General features: G+C 72.7%; 13 protein-coding genes and 1 tRNA gene. 12 read left to right on the top strand and 2 right to left on the bottom strand.

From position 1 onward, the window contains the following. Nucleotide 1: 1 nt before the first annotated feature. On the bottom strand, nucleotides 2-739 hold the full coding sequence (locus tag AC3RJ8_RS09340) for a haloacid dehalogenase type II (protein WP_489712374.1): 738 nt from the start codon (nucleotides 737-739) through the stop codon (nucleotides 2-4). A 77-nt stretch (nucleotides 740-816) separates the two neighbouring features. Between AC3RJ8_RS09340 and AC3RJ8_RS09335 the strand changes: the two genes are divergently transcribed. The 12 genes from AC3RJ8_RS09335 to pyk all read left to right on the top strand — a co-directional run bounded on the left by AC3RJ8_RS09335 (nucleotide 817) and on the right by pyk (nucleotide 16,373). Continuing rightward, nucleotides 817-1,419 (top strand): CGNR zinc finger domain-containing protein, encoded by a 603-nt coding sequence (locus AC3RJ8_RS09335; protein ID WP_489712373.1) that lies wholly within the window; start codon nucleotides 817-819, stop codon nucleotides 1,417-1,419. Continuing rightward, complete coding sequence (hisI, locus tag AC3RJ8_RS09330) at nucleotides 1,419-1,859, top strand: phosphoribosyl-AMP cyclohydrolase (RefSeq protein WP_489712372.1); 441 nt, start codon at nucleotides 1,419-1,421, stop codon at nucleotides 1,857-1,859. The genes AC3RJ8_RS09335 and hisI overlap by 1 nt, the downstream gene beginning before the upstream one ends. Further along, nucleotides 1,856-3,496 carry an anthranilate synthase component I gene (locus tag AC3RJ8_RS09325; protein WP_489712371.1) on the top strand — a complete coding sequence of 547 codons (1,641 nt, stop codon included), beginning with the start codon at nucleotides 1,856-1,858 and terminating at the stop codon, nucleotides 3,494-3,496. Before hisI ends, AC3RJ8_RS09325 begins: the two co-directional genes overlap by 4 nt. Then, entirely contained in the window at nucleotides 3,493-4,089 is a 597-nt protein-coding gene (locus AC3RJ8_RS09320; RefSeq protein ID WP_489712370.1) for a Trp biosynthesis-associated membrane protein, read from the top strand. The genes AC3RJ8_RS09325 and AC3RJ8_RS09320 overlap by 4 nt, the downstream gene beginning before the upstream one ends. 40 nt (nucleotides 4,090-4,129) lie before the next feature. After that, on the top strand, nucleotides 4,130-4,408 hold the full coding sequence (locus AC3RJ8_RS09315) for an HGxxPAAW family protein (RefSeq protein ID WP_489712369.1): 279 nt from the start codon (nucleotides 4,130-4,132) through the stop codon (nucleotides 4,406-4,408). Between the two features lie 234 nt (nucleotides 4,409-4,642). Then, complete coding sequence (trpC, locus tag AC3RJ8_RS09310) at nucleotides 4,643-5,467, top strand: indole-3-glycerol phosphate synthase TrpC (protein WP_489712368.1); 825 nt, start codon at nucleotides 4,643-4,645, stop codon at nucleotides 5,465-5,467. Nucleotides 5,468-5,572: 105 nt separating this feature from the next. Further along, nucleotides 5,573-6,844 (top strand): tryptophan synthase subunit beta, encoded by a 1,272-nt coding sequence (gene trpB / locus AC3RJ8_RS09305; RefSeq protein ID WP_489715610.1) that lies wholly within the window; start codon nucleotides 5,573-5,575, stop codon nucleotides 6,842-6,844. Nucleotides 6,845-6,852: 8 nt separating this feature from the next. Further along, nucleotides 6,853-7,686 carry a tryptophan synthase subunit alpha gene (gene trpA / locus AC3RJ8_RS09300; RefSeq protein ID WP_489712367.1) on the top strand — a complete coding sequence of 278 codons (834 nt, stop codon included), beginning with the start codon at nucleotides 6,853-6,855 and terminating at the stop codon, nucleotides 7,684-7,686. Beyond that, nucleotides 7,683-8,693, top strand: coding sequence for a prolipoprotein diacylglyceryl transferase (gene lgt, locus AC3RJ8_RS09295; protein ID WP_489712366.1), 1,011 nt, complete (start codon nucleotides 7,683-7,685; stop codon nucleotides 8,691-8,693). The genes trpA and lgt overlap by 4 nt, the downstream gene beginning before the upstream one ends. Nucleotides 8,694-8,816: 123 nt before the next feature. Further along, on the top strand, nucleotides 8,817-13,385 hold the full coding sequence (gltB, locus tag AC3RJ8_RS09290; RefSeq protein WP_489712365.1) for a glutamate synthase large subunit: 4,569 nt from the start codon (nucleotides 8,817-8,819) through the stop codon (nucleotides 13,383-13,385). Further along, on the top strand, nucleotides 13,378-14,856 hold the full coding sequence (locus AC3RJ8_RS09285; RefSeq protein ID WP_489712364.1) for a glutamate synthase subunit beta: 1,479 nt from the start codon (nucleotides 13,378-13,380) through the stop codon (nucleotides 14,854-14,856). The genes gltB and AC3RJ8_RS09285 overlap by 8 nt, the downstream gene beginning before the upstream one ends. 77 nt (nucleotides 14,857-14,933) lie before the next feature. Beyond that, nucleotides 14,934-16,373 (top strand): pyruvate kinase, encoded by a 1,440-nt coding sequence (gene pyk / locus AC3RJ8_RS09280; protein ID WP_489712363.1) that lies wholly within the window; start codon nucleotides 14,934-14,936, stop codon nucleotides 16,371-16,373. 83 nt (nucleotides 16,374-16,456) lie between these two features. Here pyk and AC3RJ8_RS09275 read toward each other — a convergent pair. Continuing rightward, nucleotides 16,457-16,530, bottom strand: a tRNA-Leu gene (locus AC3RJ8_RS09275). Between the last annotated feature and the right edge of the window lie 14 nt (nucleotides 16,531-16,544).

Here is a 16,544-nt window from a genome sequence, read left to right as displayed (position 1 = left end):
GCTATCCGCTGCCGAGCGCGGTCGCCAGCTCGTCCAGGCCGTCGAACCGGCCGTCGACGTCGTCGTCGTCGGCCGCCGGCGCCTCGCCGACCGGCCGCCGCACCCAGGCGGTGCGCAGGCCGCTCGCGCGGGCCGCGCGGAGGTCCCAGGCGTGTGCTGCCGCCATGAGCACCCGGTCCGGTCGGCTGCGCGCCGCGTCGAGGGCGAGCCGGTAGACCTCCGGCGCCGGCTTGTAGGCGCGGGCGTCCTCACCGGACAGGGCGAGGTGCCAGCGCAGCCCGGCGTTCGCGCCCAGCCGCAGCAGCGTGGCTCGGCTCGCGTCGGACAGGGCCAGGACGGGCAGCCGGCCGACGAGGCGCTCGAGCGCAGCGACGGTGTCCGGCCAGGGGGAGAGACGACGGGCGGCCGTGGCCAGGCGGTGGACCGCTGCCGGGTCCGCGAGCCCGGCGTGGTCGGCGATCGTCTCGGCGGCCTCGCGATCGATGACGTCGGTGCTGACGTAGGTCCGCTCGCCCCGGGCGATGCGCCCCTGCTCACGGTCCCGGTGCCGTGTCCACGCGGCGAGCTGCTCGTCGACGGCGGGCTCGTCGAGCCCGGGCGCCGCCTCGCAGATCGCCGCGCGCAACCCGCCGGGCTCGTCGACGAGCGTGCCGAGCACGTCGAGCACGACGACCTCGACGCCCTGCAACCCGACCGTGCGCGCCCCGGTCATCTGCGAGGTGCTCTCGTGAGCCACCATGATGATCTCCCGTTGTCGTCACCGCCTGAACCCGTGACGATCTTGCGCCTGTCGGCGTCACCGGTCAAGATGGTGACGTGGATTTCGCGTTCGTGAGCGGCGACCCTGCCCTCGACCTTGTCGGTACGGTGCTGTCTCGTGAGGACCAGCGGGTCGACCTGCTGGGGGCGCCGGGCGACCTCGAGCGGTGGATCGCGCGGTGCGAACCGCTGCCGGACGGCGTGACCGTCGACGAGACCTCCTTCACCGCCGCGCTCTCGTTGCGCGAGGCGGTCCACCGGCTGGCCCTCGACCGGGTCCGCGGCCGGGCGTTCGACCCGCGGGCCCTCGAGGTCGTCAACGCCGCCGCGGCCGGACCGGCGCCCGCGGTGACGCTCGGCGACGACGGGTTCCGGCGGGAGGGCGACCTGCGAGCGGTGCTCGCCCAGATCGCCCGGGGCGCAGTCGAGGTGCTGGGCGATCCCGGGGTGCGCCTCAAGGAGTGCGCTCGCCCCGGGTGCACCCGGCTCTTCCTGGACCGCTCGCGGGGCGCCCGGCGCACCTGGTGCGGCATGGAGGGGTGCGGCAACCGGGTCAAGGCCGCGGCCTACCGGGCGCGGCGGCGGGCGGCGTTGCGAGGGCCGGGTGCCGGCTCCGCGGCGGTGGACACCCCGCCCGGCACGCCGTGGAGCGTGGGATGATGTCGGCTGTGCCTGACCTGCCCGAACTGAACGACGGACCGCTGCGAACCGAGCTGTCCGCCCGCCTCAAGCGCGACGACCAGGGACTGGTCGCCGCGATCGTGCAGCAGCACGACAGCGGGGACGTGCTGATGCTGGGCTGGATGGACGACGAGGCGTTGCGTCGCACCCTGTCCGAGGGGCGGGTGACGTTCTGGAGCAGGTCGCGGTCGGAGTACTGGCGCAAGGGTGACACCTCCGGTCACTACCAGTACGTGAAGAGCGTCGCGATCGACTGCGACGGCGACGCCCTGCTCGTCCGGGTGGACCAGGTCGGCGCCGCCTGCCACACCGGCGCGCGCACCTGCTTCGACGCCGGCGGCGAGCTGCCCGCCGTCGTCGGTACCCGCCCCGACGGGAGCCCTGCCGAGCACCCCGACGAGACCGAGGAGGCCCGGTGACGAACGCCGGCACGCCCACCACCCCGCCCCGTCCTGCGGCCCCCGCCGTCGCGCCCACGGCCGAGGACCTCACCTGGGGTGCGACGTGGCCGCGGCTGGACACCTTCCGCGAGCTGGCGCGCGACCGCCGCGTCATCCCCGTGGTCCGCCGCGTCCTGGCCGACGACGTGACCCCCGTGGGTCTGTACCGCTCGCTGGCCGGCGGGCGGCCCGGCACGTTCGTGCTGGAGTCCGCGGAGGCCGGCCGGTCGTGGTCGCGGTGGTCGTTCGTCGGCGTCGAGGCGCGCGCGACGCTGCTGTCCGACGGCGGACGGGCGGTGTGGACCGGGGACGTGCCGGCCGGGATCCCCGTGGAGGGTGACGTCGTCGACGTCCTGGAGTCCGCGCTGGAGGCCCTGCGGACCGTGCCGGTGGAGGGCCTGCCGCCGCTGACCGGCGGGTTCGTCGGAGCGATGGGCTGGGACGTGGTGCGTCACTGGGAGCCGACGCTCCCGGCGGAAGCCCCCGACGAGCTCGACGTGCCGGAGGTGGCCCTGACCCTGGCCACGGACCTCGTGGCCGTGGACCACCTGACGGGGTCGGTGTGGCTCATCGCCAACGCGATCAACGCCGACGGCACGGACGAGCGCGTCGACGAGGCGCACGCGGACGCCGTCGCCCGGCTCGACCTGCTCGCGGAGCGGCTGGCGGCCTCGCACCGCGCCGAGCGGACCGTGCTGCGCGACGACGTGCCCGAGCCGGAGATCGAGTTCCGCTCTACGCGCGCCGAGTACGAGAACGCCGTCCTGGCGGGCCAGGAGGGGGTGCGCGACGGCGAGGTGTTCCAGGTCGTGCTGTCCCAGAGGCTCGACCTCGACTGCCCGGCCCCGCCGCTCGACGTGTACCGCGCGTTGCGCACGATCAACCCGAGCCAGTACATGTACTACTTCCAGCTCGCCGACCACCGCGGGCGAGACTTCGCCGTCGTCGGGGCGAGCCCGGAGACCCTGGTGAAGGTCGACGACGGATCCGTGACGACGTACCCGATCGCGGGCTCGCGGCCCCGCGGGGAGAAGGTCGAGGACGATGTCGAGCTCGCCGAGGAGCTGCTCGCCGACCCCAAGGAACGGGCCGAGCACCTCATGCTGGTGGACCTGTCCCGCAATGACATGGTCAAGGTGTGCGAGCCCACCTCGGTGGAGGTCGTGGAGTACATGACGGTGCGCCGCTTCAGCCACATCATGCACCTGTGCTCGACCGTCGTCGGGCGCCTGCGCCCCGGGGCGACGGCGCTCGACACGTTCCGCGCGACGTTCCCCGCGGGCACCCTGTCCGGCGCGCCGAAGCCACGGGCGATCGCGATGATCGACGAGCTCGAACCGGCCTCCCGCGGCATCTACGGGGGGACCTGCGGCTACTTCGACTTCGGCGGGAACATGGACATGGCGATCGCCATCCGGACCGCCCTGCTGCGCGACGGCCGCGCCTCGGTGCAGGCCGGCGGCGGGATCGTCGCGGACTCGGTGCCGGCGCTGGAGTACGAGGAGTCGCGCAACAAGGCCGCGGCGGCGGTCCGGGCAGTGCAGCTCGCCGCCCGGTTCACCGACCTCGGCACGTCGCCCGCGGCGAGCCCGGCGGGAGCGGGGACGACGCCGTGATCCGTTCCCGGTCCCGCGCCGTCGTCCTCCTGCTGGTGCTGGGTGGCGCGGCGTTCGCCGTGTCGGCCCCGGTGTGGTTGCGCACCACCGTCGCCACGGCCCTCGAGCCGCAGGTGGCGGTGGAGGTGCCGGGCACGACGGCGGCGCCGGCGGTGAGCGCGGCCGCCTTCGTCGTCCTGGCGGGGGCTCTCGCGGCGACGCTGGCGGGGCGCGTGGCGCGATGGGTCGCACTGGCCGCCACCGCCCTGGCGGGGGCCACCGTGGCCCTCGGTGCCGGAGCCGTGCTCCAGGACCCGCAGGCTCCGGCCGTCGCGGCCGCGGCGGACGCCGCCGGCGTGACGACCCTCACCTCGCCGGTGACGGTCACGGCCTGGCCGTGGCTGACCGTCGCCGTGGGCGCCGCTGTCGTCCTGGTCTCCGTGCTCGCGGCCCTGGGGGTGCGCTCGTGGACCCTCGGGGACCGGCGGCACGAGCGGGCCGGTGCCGGTCCCCGGAGCGCCACCGGGTCCGGCGGACCAGCCGACCGCGACCCGGACGCCCAGGCGGACTGGGACGCCCTCTCGCACGGCACCGACCCGTCCGCCGACCGGTAGTCTGACCCCAGCAGCACGCGACGAAAGGTTTGCCCCGCACATGACCGACAACACCACCGCCGAGCCGATCTACCTGCCGGACGCGGTCCCGCCCACGAACCACGGCCACACCGTCGCGGCCTGGACGGCCATGATCGGCATCATGACCGGTGCTCTCGTGTCGTCGGTCGGCTGCCTGCCCGGCGTCCCGTTCGTGCTGTTCTGGGTGGGGCTGGTGATCGTGCTGCTCGCCTGCGTGGCCGGACTCGTCCTGCGCAACATGGGATACGGCCAGCCCAAGGACGGCGTGGAGCCCCGCCGTCCTGCCGGGTCCCACTGACCCACGAGGTCGCCCCGCGACCGCCCGCACGACTCCGACGGCGCCCGTACCCGACCAGGTGCGGGCGCCGTCGCGTCGGGGCAGCGTCCCGTCACGGAGCGATAACGATGTGGGCCGCGGGGCGCGGCAGGCCGGGGCGCGCGCCCCGCACGAGCGTCTCGACCCTCGAGCGGTGGTCGGCGCGCCGGTGAGACGGGCCTACCATGGCAGCAAGACGACGAGGGAGGGGAGAGCATGACGGTCCTGGAGGACATCGTCGCGGGAGTCCGCGAGGATCTCGCCGTGCGGCAGGCCCGCACCTCGCTCGACGAGCTGAAGGAACGTGCCGCCAGGGTCCCGGGAGCCCTCGAGTGCTGCGGTCGGCTGCTGTCCGAGGACAAGGTCGCCGTCATCGCCGAGGTGAAGCGGTCGAGCCCGAGCAAGGGCGCCCTGGCGGACATCACCGATCCCGCAGCCCTGGCGGTCGAGTACGCGGCGGGCGGGGCGAGCGTGATCTCGGTGCTCACGGAGCAGCGGCGCTTCGGCGGCAGCCTGGCCGACCTCGACGCGGTGCGGGCACGCGTCGACGTCCCCGTGCTGCGCAAGGACTTCGTCGTGACCCCGTACCAGGTGTGGGAGGCGCGGGCGCACGGCGCCGACGTCGTCCTGCTCATCGTCGCGGCGCTCGAGCAGACGGTCCTGACGTCGCTCGTGGAGCGCGTCCACTCCCTCGGGATGACGGCGCTCGTGGAGGTGCACACCGAGGACGAGGTGCGGCGCGCTCTCGACGCCGGTGCCCGCGTGGTCGGCGTGAACGCGAGAAACCTCAAGACGCTCGAGGTCGACAGGGACACGTTCGGGCGGCTGGCGCCGCTCATCCCTGACGACGTGGTCCGCGTCGCCGAGTCCGGGGTGCGCGGCCCGCACGACGTCATGGACTACGCTCGCGCCGGTGCCCACGCCGTCCTTGTCGGCGAGGCCCTGGTGACGGACGGCGAACCGCGCCGCTCGGTCGCGGACCTGGTGGCCGCCGGTCAGCACCCGGCCCTGTGGTCCGTGCGTCCCGCCGCCCAGCCGTGACCCCGTGGCGGACGCCGCCGTACCGACCTGACCCCCCGACGCCCTGAAGGAGCGCCTGTGCCCGAGCAGCCCGAGCAGCCCGTGCGATCCGCGCTGACCGAGACCCTGGCTCACCAGGTGGCCGAGAAGCTCGCCGACGTCCACGGCCCGTACTTCGGGCAGTTCGGCGGACGGTACGTCCCCGAGGCGCTCATCGCCGCGCTGGACGAGCTGGAGACGGAGTTCCGCAAGGCTCAGGACGACCCCGGGTTCGCGGCGGAGCTGTCCCGCCTGCACCGTGACTACACCGGCCGTCCCTCACCACTGACGGAGGTGCCGCGGTTCGCCGAGCACATCGCGCCGGCGGACGGCGACGGCGTCGCGCCGGTCCGGGTGCTCCTCAAGCGCGAGGACCTCAACCACACCGGCTCGCACAAGATCAACAACGTGCTCGGCCAGGCGCTGCTCGTCAAGCGCATGGGCAAGACGCGCGTCATCGCGGAGACCGGTGCCGGCCAGCACGGTGTCGCGACGGCGACGGCGGCCGCCCTGCTCGGCCTCGAGTGCGTGGTCTACATGGGCGAGGAGGACACGCAGCGCCAGGCGTTGAACGTGGCACGCATGGAGCTCCTCGGCGCGACGGTCGTGCCGGTGGCGATCGGCACCCGCACGCTCAAGGACGCGATCAACGAGGCGCTGCGCGACTGGGTCACCAACGTCGACCGCACCCACTACCTCCTGGGCACCGTGACCGGCCCCCACCCCTTCCCGGAGATGGTCCGCGAGTTCCACCGGATCATCGGCGAGGAGGCCCGCGAGCAGATCCTCGAGCGCGTAGGGCGGCTGCCCGACGTCGTCGCGGCGTGCGTGGGCGGCGGGTCCAACGCCCTCGGGCTGTTCAACGCGTTCCTGGACGACCCGCAGGTCGAGCTCTACGGGTTCGAGGCCGGGGGAGAGGGCATCGAGTCCGGCCGGCACGCGGCCCGGTTCTCGGGTGGCGCGCCCGGCGTGCTGCACGGGGCCCGTTCCTACCTGCTCCAGGACGACGACGGGCAGACGCGACCCAGCCACTCGGTCTCTGCCGGCCTCGACTACCCGAGCGTGGGCCCCGCGCACTCGTGGCTGCACGACATCGGACGCGCCACCTACGAACCGGTCACGGACGCCGAGGCCATGGAGGCCTTCCGGCTGCTGTGCCGCACCGAGGGCATCATCCCCGCGATCGAGTCGGCGCATGCGCTGGCCGGTGCGTTGCGGCTCGGACGCCGGCTGGTCGCCGAGGGACGCTCGGACCAGGTCCTGCTCATCAACCTCTCGGGCCGCGGGGACAAGGACGTCGCGACGGCTGCGCGCTGGTTCGGCCTCCTCGACGACGACGCGACGGAGGGGGACCGGTGAGCGGGACGGTGACATCGTCGAAGACCGCGGCGCGCCTGGACGAGCTGGCCGGTGCCGGCCGGGCGGCGCTCGTGGGCTACCTGCCCGTCGGGTTCCCGGACGTGCGGCGCTCGATCGAGGCGGTGACGACGATGGTCGACGCCGGCGTCGACGTGGTCGAGATCGGGGTGCCCTACACGGACCCCGTGATGGACGGTCCGGTCATCCAGCGTGCCGCCGAGGCCGCGCTGCTGGCCGGCGCGCGCGTGCGCGACGTCCTCTCCGTCGTGGAGGCCGTCTCGGAGCGGTCGGGCGGCACCGTGCCGGCGCTGGTGATGTCCTACTACAACCCGGTGCTGCGGTACGGCGTCGGTGCCTTCGCCCGCGACCTGGCAGGTGCCGGCGGTGCGGGGATGATCACACCCGACCTGATCCCCGACGAGGCGGAGGAATGGAGCGCGGCGGCCGACGAGCACGGGCTGGACAAGGTCTACCTCGTGGCGCCGAGCTCGACGCCCGAACGCCTGCGGCTGACCGCGCGGGCGTCGCGCGGGTTCGTCTACGCCGCGTCGACGATGGGCGTCACGGGCGCCCGGGAGTCCGTCGGCCGACGGGCCGAGGAGCTGGTCGCCGACACCCGCGCCGCGGGCGCCCGGCACGTGTGCGTGGGCCTGGGCGTCTCCACCGGTGACCAGGCCGCCGAGGTGGGCCGGTTCGCCGACGGGGTCATCGTCGGGTCGGCGCTCGTGCGCACCCTGTTGTCGGACGACCCGTGGGCCGAGCGGCTGGACGCCCTCGGTAGGGTGACGGCCGAGCTCGCGGCCGGAGTCGCGCGCGCCCGCACGACCGGAGGAGACTCGTGACCGTCATCGGCCAGCTCGCCGCCTCGATCCCCAGCCCGTCCCAGCACACGTGGTACCTCGGTCCGCTGCCGATCCGGGCCTACGCCCTGGCGATCCTCGCCGGGATCGTCGTCGCGGCGTGGCTGACCATGCGGCGGTGGAAGGCCCGCGGCGGTGATCCGGACGACGTGCTCGAGATCGCCTTCTGGGCCGTCCCGTTCGGCATCGTCGGGGGCCGGCTCTACCACGTGATCTCCACGCCCGACCCCTACTGGGGCGAGGGCGGCGACCCCGTCAGCGCCCTCTACATCTGGGAGGGCGGCCTCGGGATCTGGGGTGCCGTCGCCCTGGGCGCCGTCGGCGCGTGGATCGGCTGTCGCCGGCTCGGTGTGCGGTTGTCGTCCTTCGCGGACGCCCTGGCCCCCGGGCTGCTCGTGGCCCAGGCGATCGGCCGGCTGGGCAACTGGTTCAACCAGGAGCTGTTCGGCGCCCCGACCGACCTGCCGTGGGGCCTGGAGATCGATGCCGGCAACCTGCCGATCGACCCGGCCACGGGGATGCAGTATGCCGAGGGCACGCTGTTCCACCCCACGTTCCTGTACGAGATCGTCTGGAACCTCGCCGCGGCCGCACTTCTCCTCTGGCTCGACCGCCGGTACAGGCTCGGTCATGGGAGGGTATTCTGGGCCTACGTCGCGCTCTACACCCTCGGACGGGTGTGGATCGAGATGCTCCGCATCGACACCGCCGAGATGGTGCTCGGGCTGCGGCTGAACGTGTGGACCTCGATCGTCGTGGGCCTGGGAGCCCTCGTCGCGTTCGTCGTCATCGGCCGGCTGCATCCCGGTCGCGAGGACGGTGTCGCGCTGCCGGGTCGTTCCGACGCCCCGGAAGCCGATGCGCAGACCGAGACCGACGGTGACCCCGACGGCACGGCCCAGGCCGCGACCGACGTGGACACCACCGACACGACCGACACGGAAGCGTCGGCGTCCGGGCCCGACCAGGACCCGGCACCGCGCGGCTGAGGCGTCGCCGACCGGGTCACCACCCGGAGAGCGTCACCTGGCAGAGTCCGACGGGCCGACGACGTCCCGATCCACCCTTGAAGCAGACGCGCCCGCGTGCGGGCGCACAGGAGGACGGTGTTGATGACCACGCCGCAGCACTGGGTCGCGCCACCCGAGGCGCAGGGCCTCTACGACCCCGCGACGGAACACGACGCGTGCGGTGTCGCGTTCGTCGCGACCCTGCGCGGGACGCCCGGACGGGACATCGTCGACGCGGGTCTCACCGCGCTGCTCAACCTGGACCACCGCGGTGCGGTCGGTGCCGAGGAGAACAGCGGCGACGGGGCGGGGATCCTCACTCAGATCCCCGACGCGTTCGTCCGTGACGTCGTCGCGGTCGAGCTCCCGCCGGCGGGGCGCTATGCGATCGGCATGGCGTTCCTCCCGCAGGACGCCGCCGAGGCCGACGCCGCCGCCCGGCGGTTCGAGGCGATCGCCGTCGAGGAGAAGCTCGACGTGCTCGCCTGGCGCGACGTGCCGGTCACGGCCGACCTCGTCGGGCCGACGGCACGGGCTTCCATGCCGACGTTCCGTCAGGTCATCGTGGCCGACCCGGCTCGAGAGCTCGCGGGCCTGGAGCTCGACCGGCGTGCCTACCGGTTGCGCAAGCGCGCCGAGAACGAGCAGGGACTGTTCCTCGCCTCGCTGTCGGCACGCACGCTCACCTACAAGGGCATGCTCACCACGGCGCAGCTCGAGCCGTTCTTCCCCGACCTGTCCGACCCGCGCTACGCGTCCGAGATCGCGCTGGTCCACTCACGCTTCTCCACGAACACCTTCCCGTCGTGGCCGCTGGCCCAGCCGTTCCGCATGATCGCCCACAACGGTGAGATCAACACCGTGCGGGGCAACCGGAACTGGATGGCCGCTCGCGAGGGCACCCTCGCCAGCGACGCCCTCGGCGACCTGGGCCCGCTGCTCCCGGTGTGCACGGCCGGCTCGAGCGACTCGGCCAGCTTCGACGAGGTGCTCGAGCTGCTCCACCTGTCCGGGCGGTCGCTGCCCCACTCCGTCCTCATGATGATCCCGGAGGCGTGGGAGAACCACGCCGAGATGGACCCGGCACGGCGGGCGTTCTACGAGTACCACGCCAACCTCATCGAGCCGTGGGACGGCCCGGCCTGCCTGACGTTCACCGACGGCACGCTGATCGGGGCGGTCCTCGACCGCAACGGTCTGCGCCCGGGACGCTACTGGGTGACGGAGGACGGTCTCGTCGTGCTCGGCTCCGAGGCCGGCGTGCTCGACCTCGACCCGGCGACCATCGTGCGCAAGGGCCGTCTCGAGCCCGGCCGGATGTTCCTGGTCGACACCGACCAGGGCCGGATCGTCGAGGACGACGAGGTCAAGTCCCAGCTCGCCGCGCAGCGGCCGTACGCGAAGTGGGTCGAGGAGAACTCGATCTCGCTGGGATCGCTGCCCGAGCGGGAGCACGTCGCCCACTCGCCGGCGTCGGTCCAGCGCCGCCAGCGCGCCTTCGGCTACACGTCCGAAGAGCTGAAGGTCATCCTGACCCCCATGGCGAACAACGCCATGGAGCCCCTGGGCGCCATGGGGTCGGACACGCCGGTGGCCGTGCTCTCCAGCCGTCCGCGGCTGCTGTTCGACTACTTCACCCAGATGTTCGCCCAGGTCACCAACCCCCCGCTGGACGCGATCCGCGAGGAGCTGGTGACCTCGATCGGCGGCGCCATCGGACCCGAGCCGAACCTGCTCGACGACACCCCGTTGCACGCCCGCAAGCTCCTGCTGCCGTTCCCGGTGCTGGACAACGACGAGCTCGCCAAGATCGTGCGCATCGACCGTGACGCGCGCCTCGAGGGGGAGTTCCGGGCGGCGATCGTGCGCGGCCTGTACGACGTCTCCGGCGGCGGCCGGGCGCTGCAGGCGCGGCTGGAGGAGATCTTCACGGAGATCGACGCCCAGATCGAGACCGGGGCGACGCACATCGTACTGTCGGACCGCGACTCGGACGCCGAGCGGGCACCGATCCCGTCGCTGCTGCTCACCAGCGCCGTGCACCACCACCTGCTGCGCCGGCACACCCGCACCCGGATCTCCCTGGTCGTGGAGGCCGGTGACGTGCGTGAGGTGCACCACGTCGCGCTGCTCATCGGCTACGGGGCGGCCGCGGTCAACCCCTACCTCGCCATGGAGACCGTAGAGGACCTCGCGCTGCGCGGCTACCTCGGCGTCGCGCCCGACCAGGCCGTCCGCAACCTGATCAAGGCGCTGGGCAAGGGCGTGCTCAAGGTGATGTCCAAGATGGGCATCTCGACGATCATGTCGTACCGCGGTGCGCAGGTCTTCGAGGCCATCGGGCTCTCCCAGCAGCTCGTCGACGACTACTTCACCGGCACCACCAGCCGGCTCGGCGGCATCGGCCTCGACGTGATCGCGGCCGAGACCTCGGCGCGCCACGCCGAGGCCTACCCGGCCTCGGGCAACCACGCCCCGCACGAGCGGCTGACGACCGGTGGTGAGTACCAGTGGCGTCGTGACGGGGAGGAGCACCTCTTCGACCCGGAGACCGTCTTCCGCCTCCAGCACGCCACCCGGACAGGCCGGATGGAGATCTTCCGCCAGTACACGCGCCGGGTCGACGAGCAGTCCGAGCGGCTCATGACCCTGCGGGGTCTGCTCCGGTTCAACCCCGACCGGGAGCCGATCCCGATCGACGAGGTCGAGCCGGTCAGCGAGATCGTCAAGCGGTTCAACACCGGTGCCATGTCCTACGGCGCGATCAGCCAGGAGATGCACGAGACGCTCGCGATCGCGATGAACGAGCTCGAAGGCCGGTCCAACTCGGGCGAGGGCGGCGAGGACCCCGAGCGTCTCTACGACCCGCAGCGGCGGTCGCGCGTCAAGCAGATCGCCTCGGGCCGGTTCGGCGTGACGTCCGAGTACCTGACCCAGGCCGACGACATCCAGCTCAAGCTCGCCCAGGGTGCGAAGCCGGGCGAGGGCGGCCAGCTCCCCGGACCGAAGGTCTACCCGTGGGTGGCCAGGACGCGGCACTCGACGCCTGGCGTCGGCCTCATCTCGCCGCCGCCGCACCACGACATCTACTCGATCGAGGACCTGGCCCAGCTGATCCACGACGCGAAGAACGCGAACCCGAGCGCACGTGTGCACGTCAAGCTCGTGTCCGAGTTCGGTGTGGGGACGGTGGCCACCGGCGTGTCCAAGGCGCACGCGGACGTCGTGCTCATCTCGGGGCACGACGGCGGCACGGGCGCCAGCCCGCTGACCTCGCTCAAGCACGCCGGTACGCCGTGGGAGATCGGCCTGGCCGAGACCCAGCAGACGCTCGTGCTGAACAACCTGCGTGACCGGATCACGGTGCAGGTCGACGGCCAGATGAAGACGGGCCGGGACGTCGTCGTGGCCGCGCTGCTCGGCGCGGAGGAGTTCGGCTTCGCCACCGCGCCGATGGTCGTCTCGGGCTGCATCATGATGCGGGTCTGCCACCTGGACACGTGCCCGGTCGGGGTCGCCACGCAGAACCCCGAGCTGCGCCGCCGGTTCACCGGCAAGCCGGAGTTCGTGATCAACTTCTTCGAGTTCATCGCGACCGAGGTGCGCGAGCACCTCGCGTCGCTGGGGTACCGCTCGATCGACGAGGCGGTCGGCCAGGTCCAGGCGCTCGACACGCGCAAGGCCGTGGACCACTGGAAGGCGCAGGGTCTCGACCTGGCACCGGTCCTGGACCGCGTCGAGCACTCGGCCGGGTCGGCGCTGCACCGCACCCGCGAGCAGGACCACGGCCTGGACAAGGCGCTCGACCAGCACCTCATCGCGCAGGCGGCACCGGCGCTCGAGGACGCCCGGCCCGTGCGCATCGAGGTGCCCGTGCGCAACGTCAACCGCACGGTCGGCACGATGCTCGGGCACGAGGTGACCAAGCGCTACCGCGGCGAAGGGCTCCCGGACGACACCATCGACGTCACGCTGACCGGTTCGGCCGGTCAGTCGTTCGGTGCGTTCGTCCCCCGCGGCGTGACGCTGCGGCTCTTCGGCGACGCCAACGACTACGTCGGCAAGGGTCTGTCCGGCGGACGCATCGTCGTGCGCCCGGACCGGGCGGCGGTCCTCGACGGTGCCGCGAACGTCATCGCCGGCAACGTCATCGGCTACGGCGCCACGAGCGGCGAGATCCTGCTGCGGGGCCGCGTCGGCGAACGGTTCGCCGTCCGCAACTCGGGGGCGACGCTCGTCGTCGAGGGTGTGGGCGACCACGGCTGCGAGTACATGACGGGCGGCGAGGTGGTCGTGCTCGGCCCGACGGGCCGCAACTTCGGCGCCGGGATGTCCGGCGGGGTGGCCTACGTGCTGAACCTGCGCGAGGCCGCGATGAACACGGCGTCCGTCGCCGCCGGCGAGCTCGTCGTCGGACCGCTCGAGGACGCGGACTGGACCCGTGTGCAGGAGCTGCTGGCCCGGCACCACGAGGAGACCGGGTCCCCGGTGGCCGCCGAGCTGCTCGCGGACGACGGGACGCGATCGAGGTTCTCCCGCGTCCTGCCCCCGGCCTGGGCGAACGTCCGCACGGCACTGGCCGAGGCGGAGTCCGCCGGCACGCCCTTGGGAGAGGGCGAAGACTTCGACCCCTCCCTCTGGGAGCACATCATGGAGGTGGCCCGTGGCTGACCCGCGTGGATTCCTGAAGGTGCGGGAGCGCGAGCTCCCGCCGAACCGCCCCGTCGAGGTACGTCTGCGCGACTGGAAGGACGTGCACGCGCACCGCAAGGAAGGTGAGCCGCTCCTCGGTGGTCGGCTGGCCGAGCAGGCCGGCCGGTGCATGGACTGCGGCATCCCGTTCTGCCACCAGGGCTGCCCCCTCGGGAACCTCATCCCCGAGTGGAACGACCTGGTCCGGACGGACCAGTGGGCCGACGCCATCGAGCGACTGCACGCGACGAACAACTTCCCCGAGTTCACGGGCCGGGTCTGCCCCGCCCCGTGCGAGACGAGCTGTGTGCTGGGCATCAACCAGCCGGCCGTCACGATCAAGAACATCGAGGTCTCGATCATCGACGAGGCGTTCGAGCGGGGGCTGGTGACACCGCAGGTGCCGCAGCGGCTCACGGGCTCCACGGTGGCCGTCGTCGGGTCCGGCCCGGCGGGGCTCGCGGTGGCGCAGCAGCTGACCCGTGCGGGTCACACCGTGGTCGTCTACGAGCGGGACGACGCGATCGGCGGCCTGCTGCGGTACGGCATCCCTGACTTCAAGCTCGAGAAGTCGCACATCGAGCGTCGGTTGGCCCAGATGGAGGCCGAGGGCACGCGGTTCCGCACGAGCGTCGACATCGGCAAGGACATCACGTGGGACGCGCTGCGCCGTCGGTTCGACGCCGTGGTCGTCGCCACCGGTGCCACCGTGCCGCGCGAGCTCACCGTCCCGGGCAAGGAGCTCGAGGGCGTGCACCCGGCGATGGACTTCCTGACGCCGTCGAACAAGGCCGTGGCGGGAGACCCCGTCGACGGGGCGCCGCACGCCGAGGGCAAGCACGTCGTCGTCATCGGTGGCGGCGACACCGGCTCCGACTGCGTCGGTACGTCGCTGCGGCAGGGCGCCGCCAGCGTGACGACCCTGGCGATCGGCAAGACGCCGCCGTCCGAGCGACCGCCGCACCAGCCGTGGCCCACCGACCCGATCCTGTTCGAGGTCTCGACCTCGCACGAGGAGGGCGGCGAACGGACGTTCCTCGCCTCGACGGTAGAGTTCGTCGACGACGGGCACGGTGCGGTCCGTGCCCTGAAGGTCGCGGAGACCGAGTACCTCGCCGACGGTCGGCGGGTGCCCAAGGCCGGGACCGAGCGGGAGATCCCGGCGGACCTGGTGCTCGTCGCGATGGGGTTCACGGGCCCGGAGACCGAGGAGCTGGTCACCCAGACCGGCGCCGAGACCACCAGTCGTGGGCTCGTGCGTCGCGGTGAGGACTACGCGAGCACGCTGCCGGGCGTCTTCGTGGCCGGCGACGCCGGTCGCGGCCAGTCCCTCATCGTGTGGGCGATCGCCGAGGGGCGCGCGGCCGCGGCCGCGGTGGACAAGTTCCTCCAGGGGAGCACGGAGCTGCCGGCCCCGGTGGGCCCGCGCACCGTCGCCCTGAGAGGATGAGCACGAACCCGGGCGCCGTGTGGCGTCCGGGACGGCCCCGGTCGGTACCGGGGCAGTACGACGACGAGGCTGGAGACATGCGCAGAGCGAAGATCGTGTGCACCATCGGACCCGCGACGGCATCACCGGAGAAGCTCCGGGAGCTGGTGGACGCGGGTATGGACGTGGCCCGGATCAACCGGAGCCACGGCGAGCAGTCGGAGCACGAGGCCGTCTACCACGGTGTGCGCGCGGCAGCGAAGGACGCGGGGCGAAACGTCGCCGTCCTGGTCGACCTGCAGGGTCCCAAGATCCGGTTGGGACGGTTCGGTGGTGACGAGAAGCACCTCCTCGACGAGGGTGACACGCTCACCATCACCACCGAGGACGTCGTCGGTACCCGCGAGCTGGTCTCCACCACGCACAAGGGGCTGCCCCAGGACGCCCGCGTCGGCGACCCGATCCTGATCGACGACGGCAAGGTGCGCGTCCGCGTCACGGCGGTCGAGGGCCCTCGCGTCGTGACGACGGTCGAGGTGCCCGGCCCGGTGTCGAACAACAAGGGCCTCAACCTGCCCGGCGTCGCCGTCTCGGTGCCGGCGCTGAGCGACAAGGACACCGACGACCTGCGCTGGGCCCTGCGGCTCGGCGCGGACATCATCGCGCTGTCCTTCGTGCGCAACGCGCAGGACTACGAGGACGTCCGCCGCATCATGGAGGAGGAGGGGCGCGTCGTCCCTGTCGTCGCCAAGATCGAGAAGCCGCAGGCGGTGGACAACCTCGAGGAGGTCGTCGCCGCGTTCGACGGCTTCATGGTCGCCCGCGGCGACCTGGCCGTCGAGATGCCCCTCGAGCAGGTCCCGCTGGTGCAGAAGCGCATCGTCGAGCTGGCGCGTCAGAACGCCAAGCCGGTGATCGTGGCCACGCAGGTGCTCGAGTCGATGACCACGAGCCCCCGCCCGACGCGCGCCGAGGCCTCGGACTGCGCGAACGCGGTGCTCGACGGGGCCGACGCGGTCATGCTTTCGGGCGAGACGTCCGTGGGCGACTACCCGATCCTCACGGTCGAGACGATGGCCTCGATCATCGAGGCCACGGAGGAGATGGGGCGCGAGCGCATCGCGCCGCTCGGCTCGACCCCGCACACCCGCGGCGGTGTGATCACGCGGGCCGCGGCCGAGATCGGCAACGCCCTCGGCGTGAAGTACCTCGTGACGTTCACGCAGTCCGGTGACTCCGCGAAGCGCATGTCGCGCCTGCGGTCGGGCATCCCGCTGCTCGCCTTCACGCCCGTGGAGTCGGTGCGCAACGTGCTCGCGCTCACCTGGGGCACCACGACGTACCAGGTGCCGCGCGTCGACTCGGTCGACGCGATGGTCGGCCAGGTGGACCAGACGCTGCAGGCGAACGGGCTGGCCGAGGTGGGCGACCGGGTCGTCATCGTCTCGGGCGCGCCGGTCGGGGTCCCGGGGACGACGAACTCGATCCTGGTGCACAAGGTGGGCAGCCACGGGGACGGTGGCGCCCTCTCCGGCTGAGCCCCGACGCAGCCGCGGTGCCGGTGAACCGGTGCCGGACGACGAGAGCCCGGACCGCTGTGGCGGTCCGGGCTCTCGTGCTGTGCCCCGGGCGGGATTCGAACCCGCACTGGATCGGGTTTGAGCCGATTGCCTCTGCCGGTTGGGCTACCGGGGCGTGTCGGCAGCGGC

The organism is Isoptericola sp. MSGPD8_1_ISO-PGPR-S23-394 (assembly GCF_058072785.1).
Note: the sequence above shows the minus strand (reverse complement) of the source record. Positions and strands in the feature narration are given on the sequence as shown.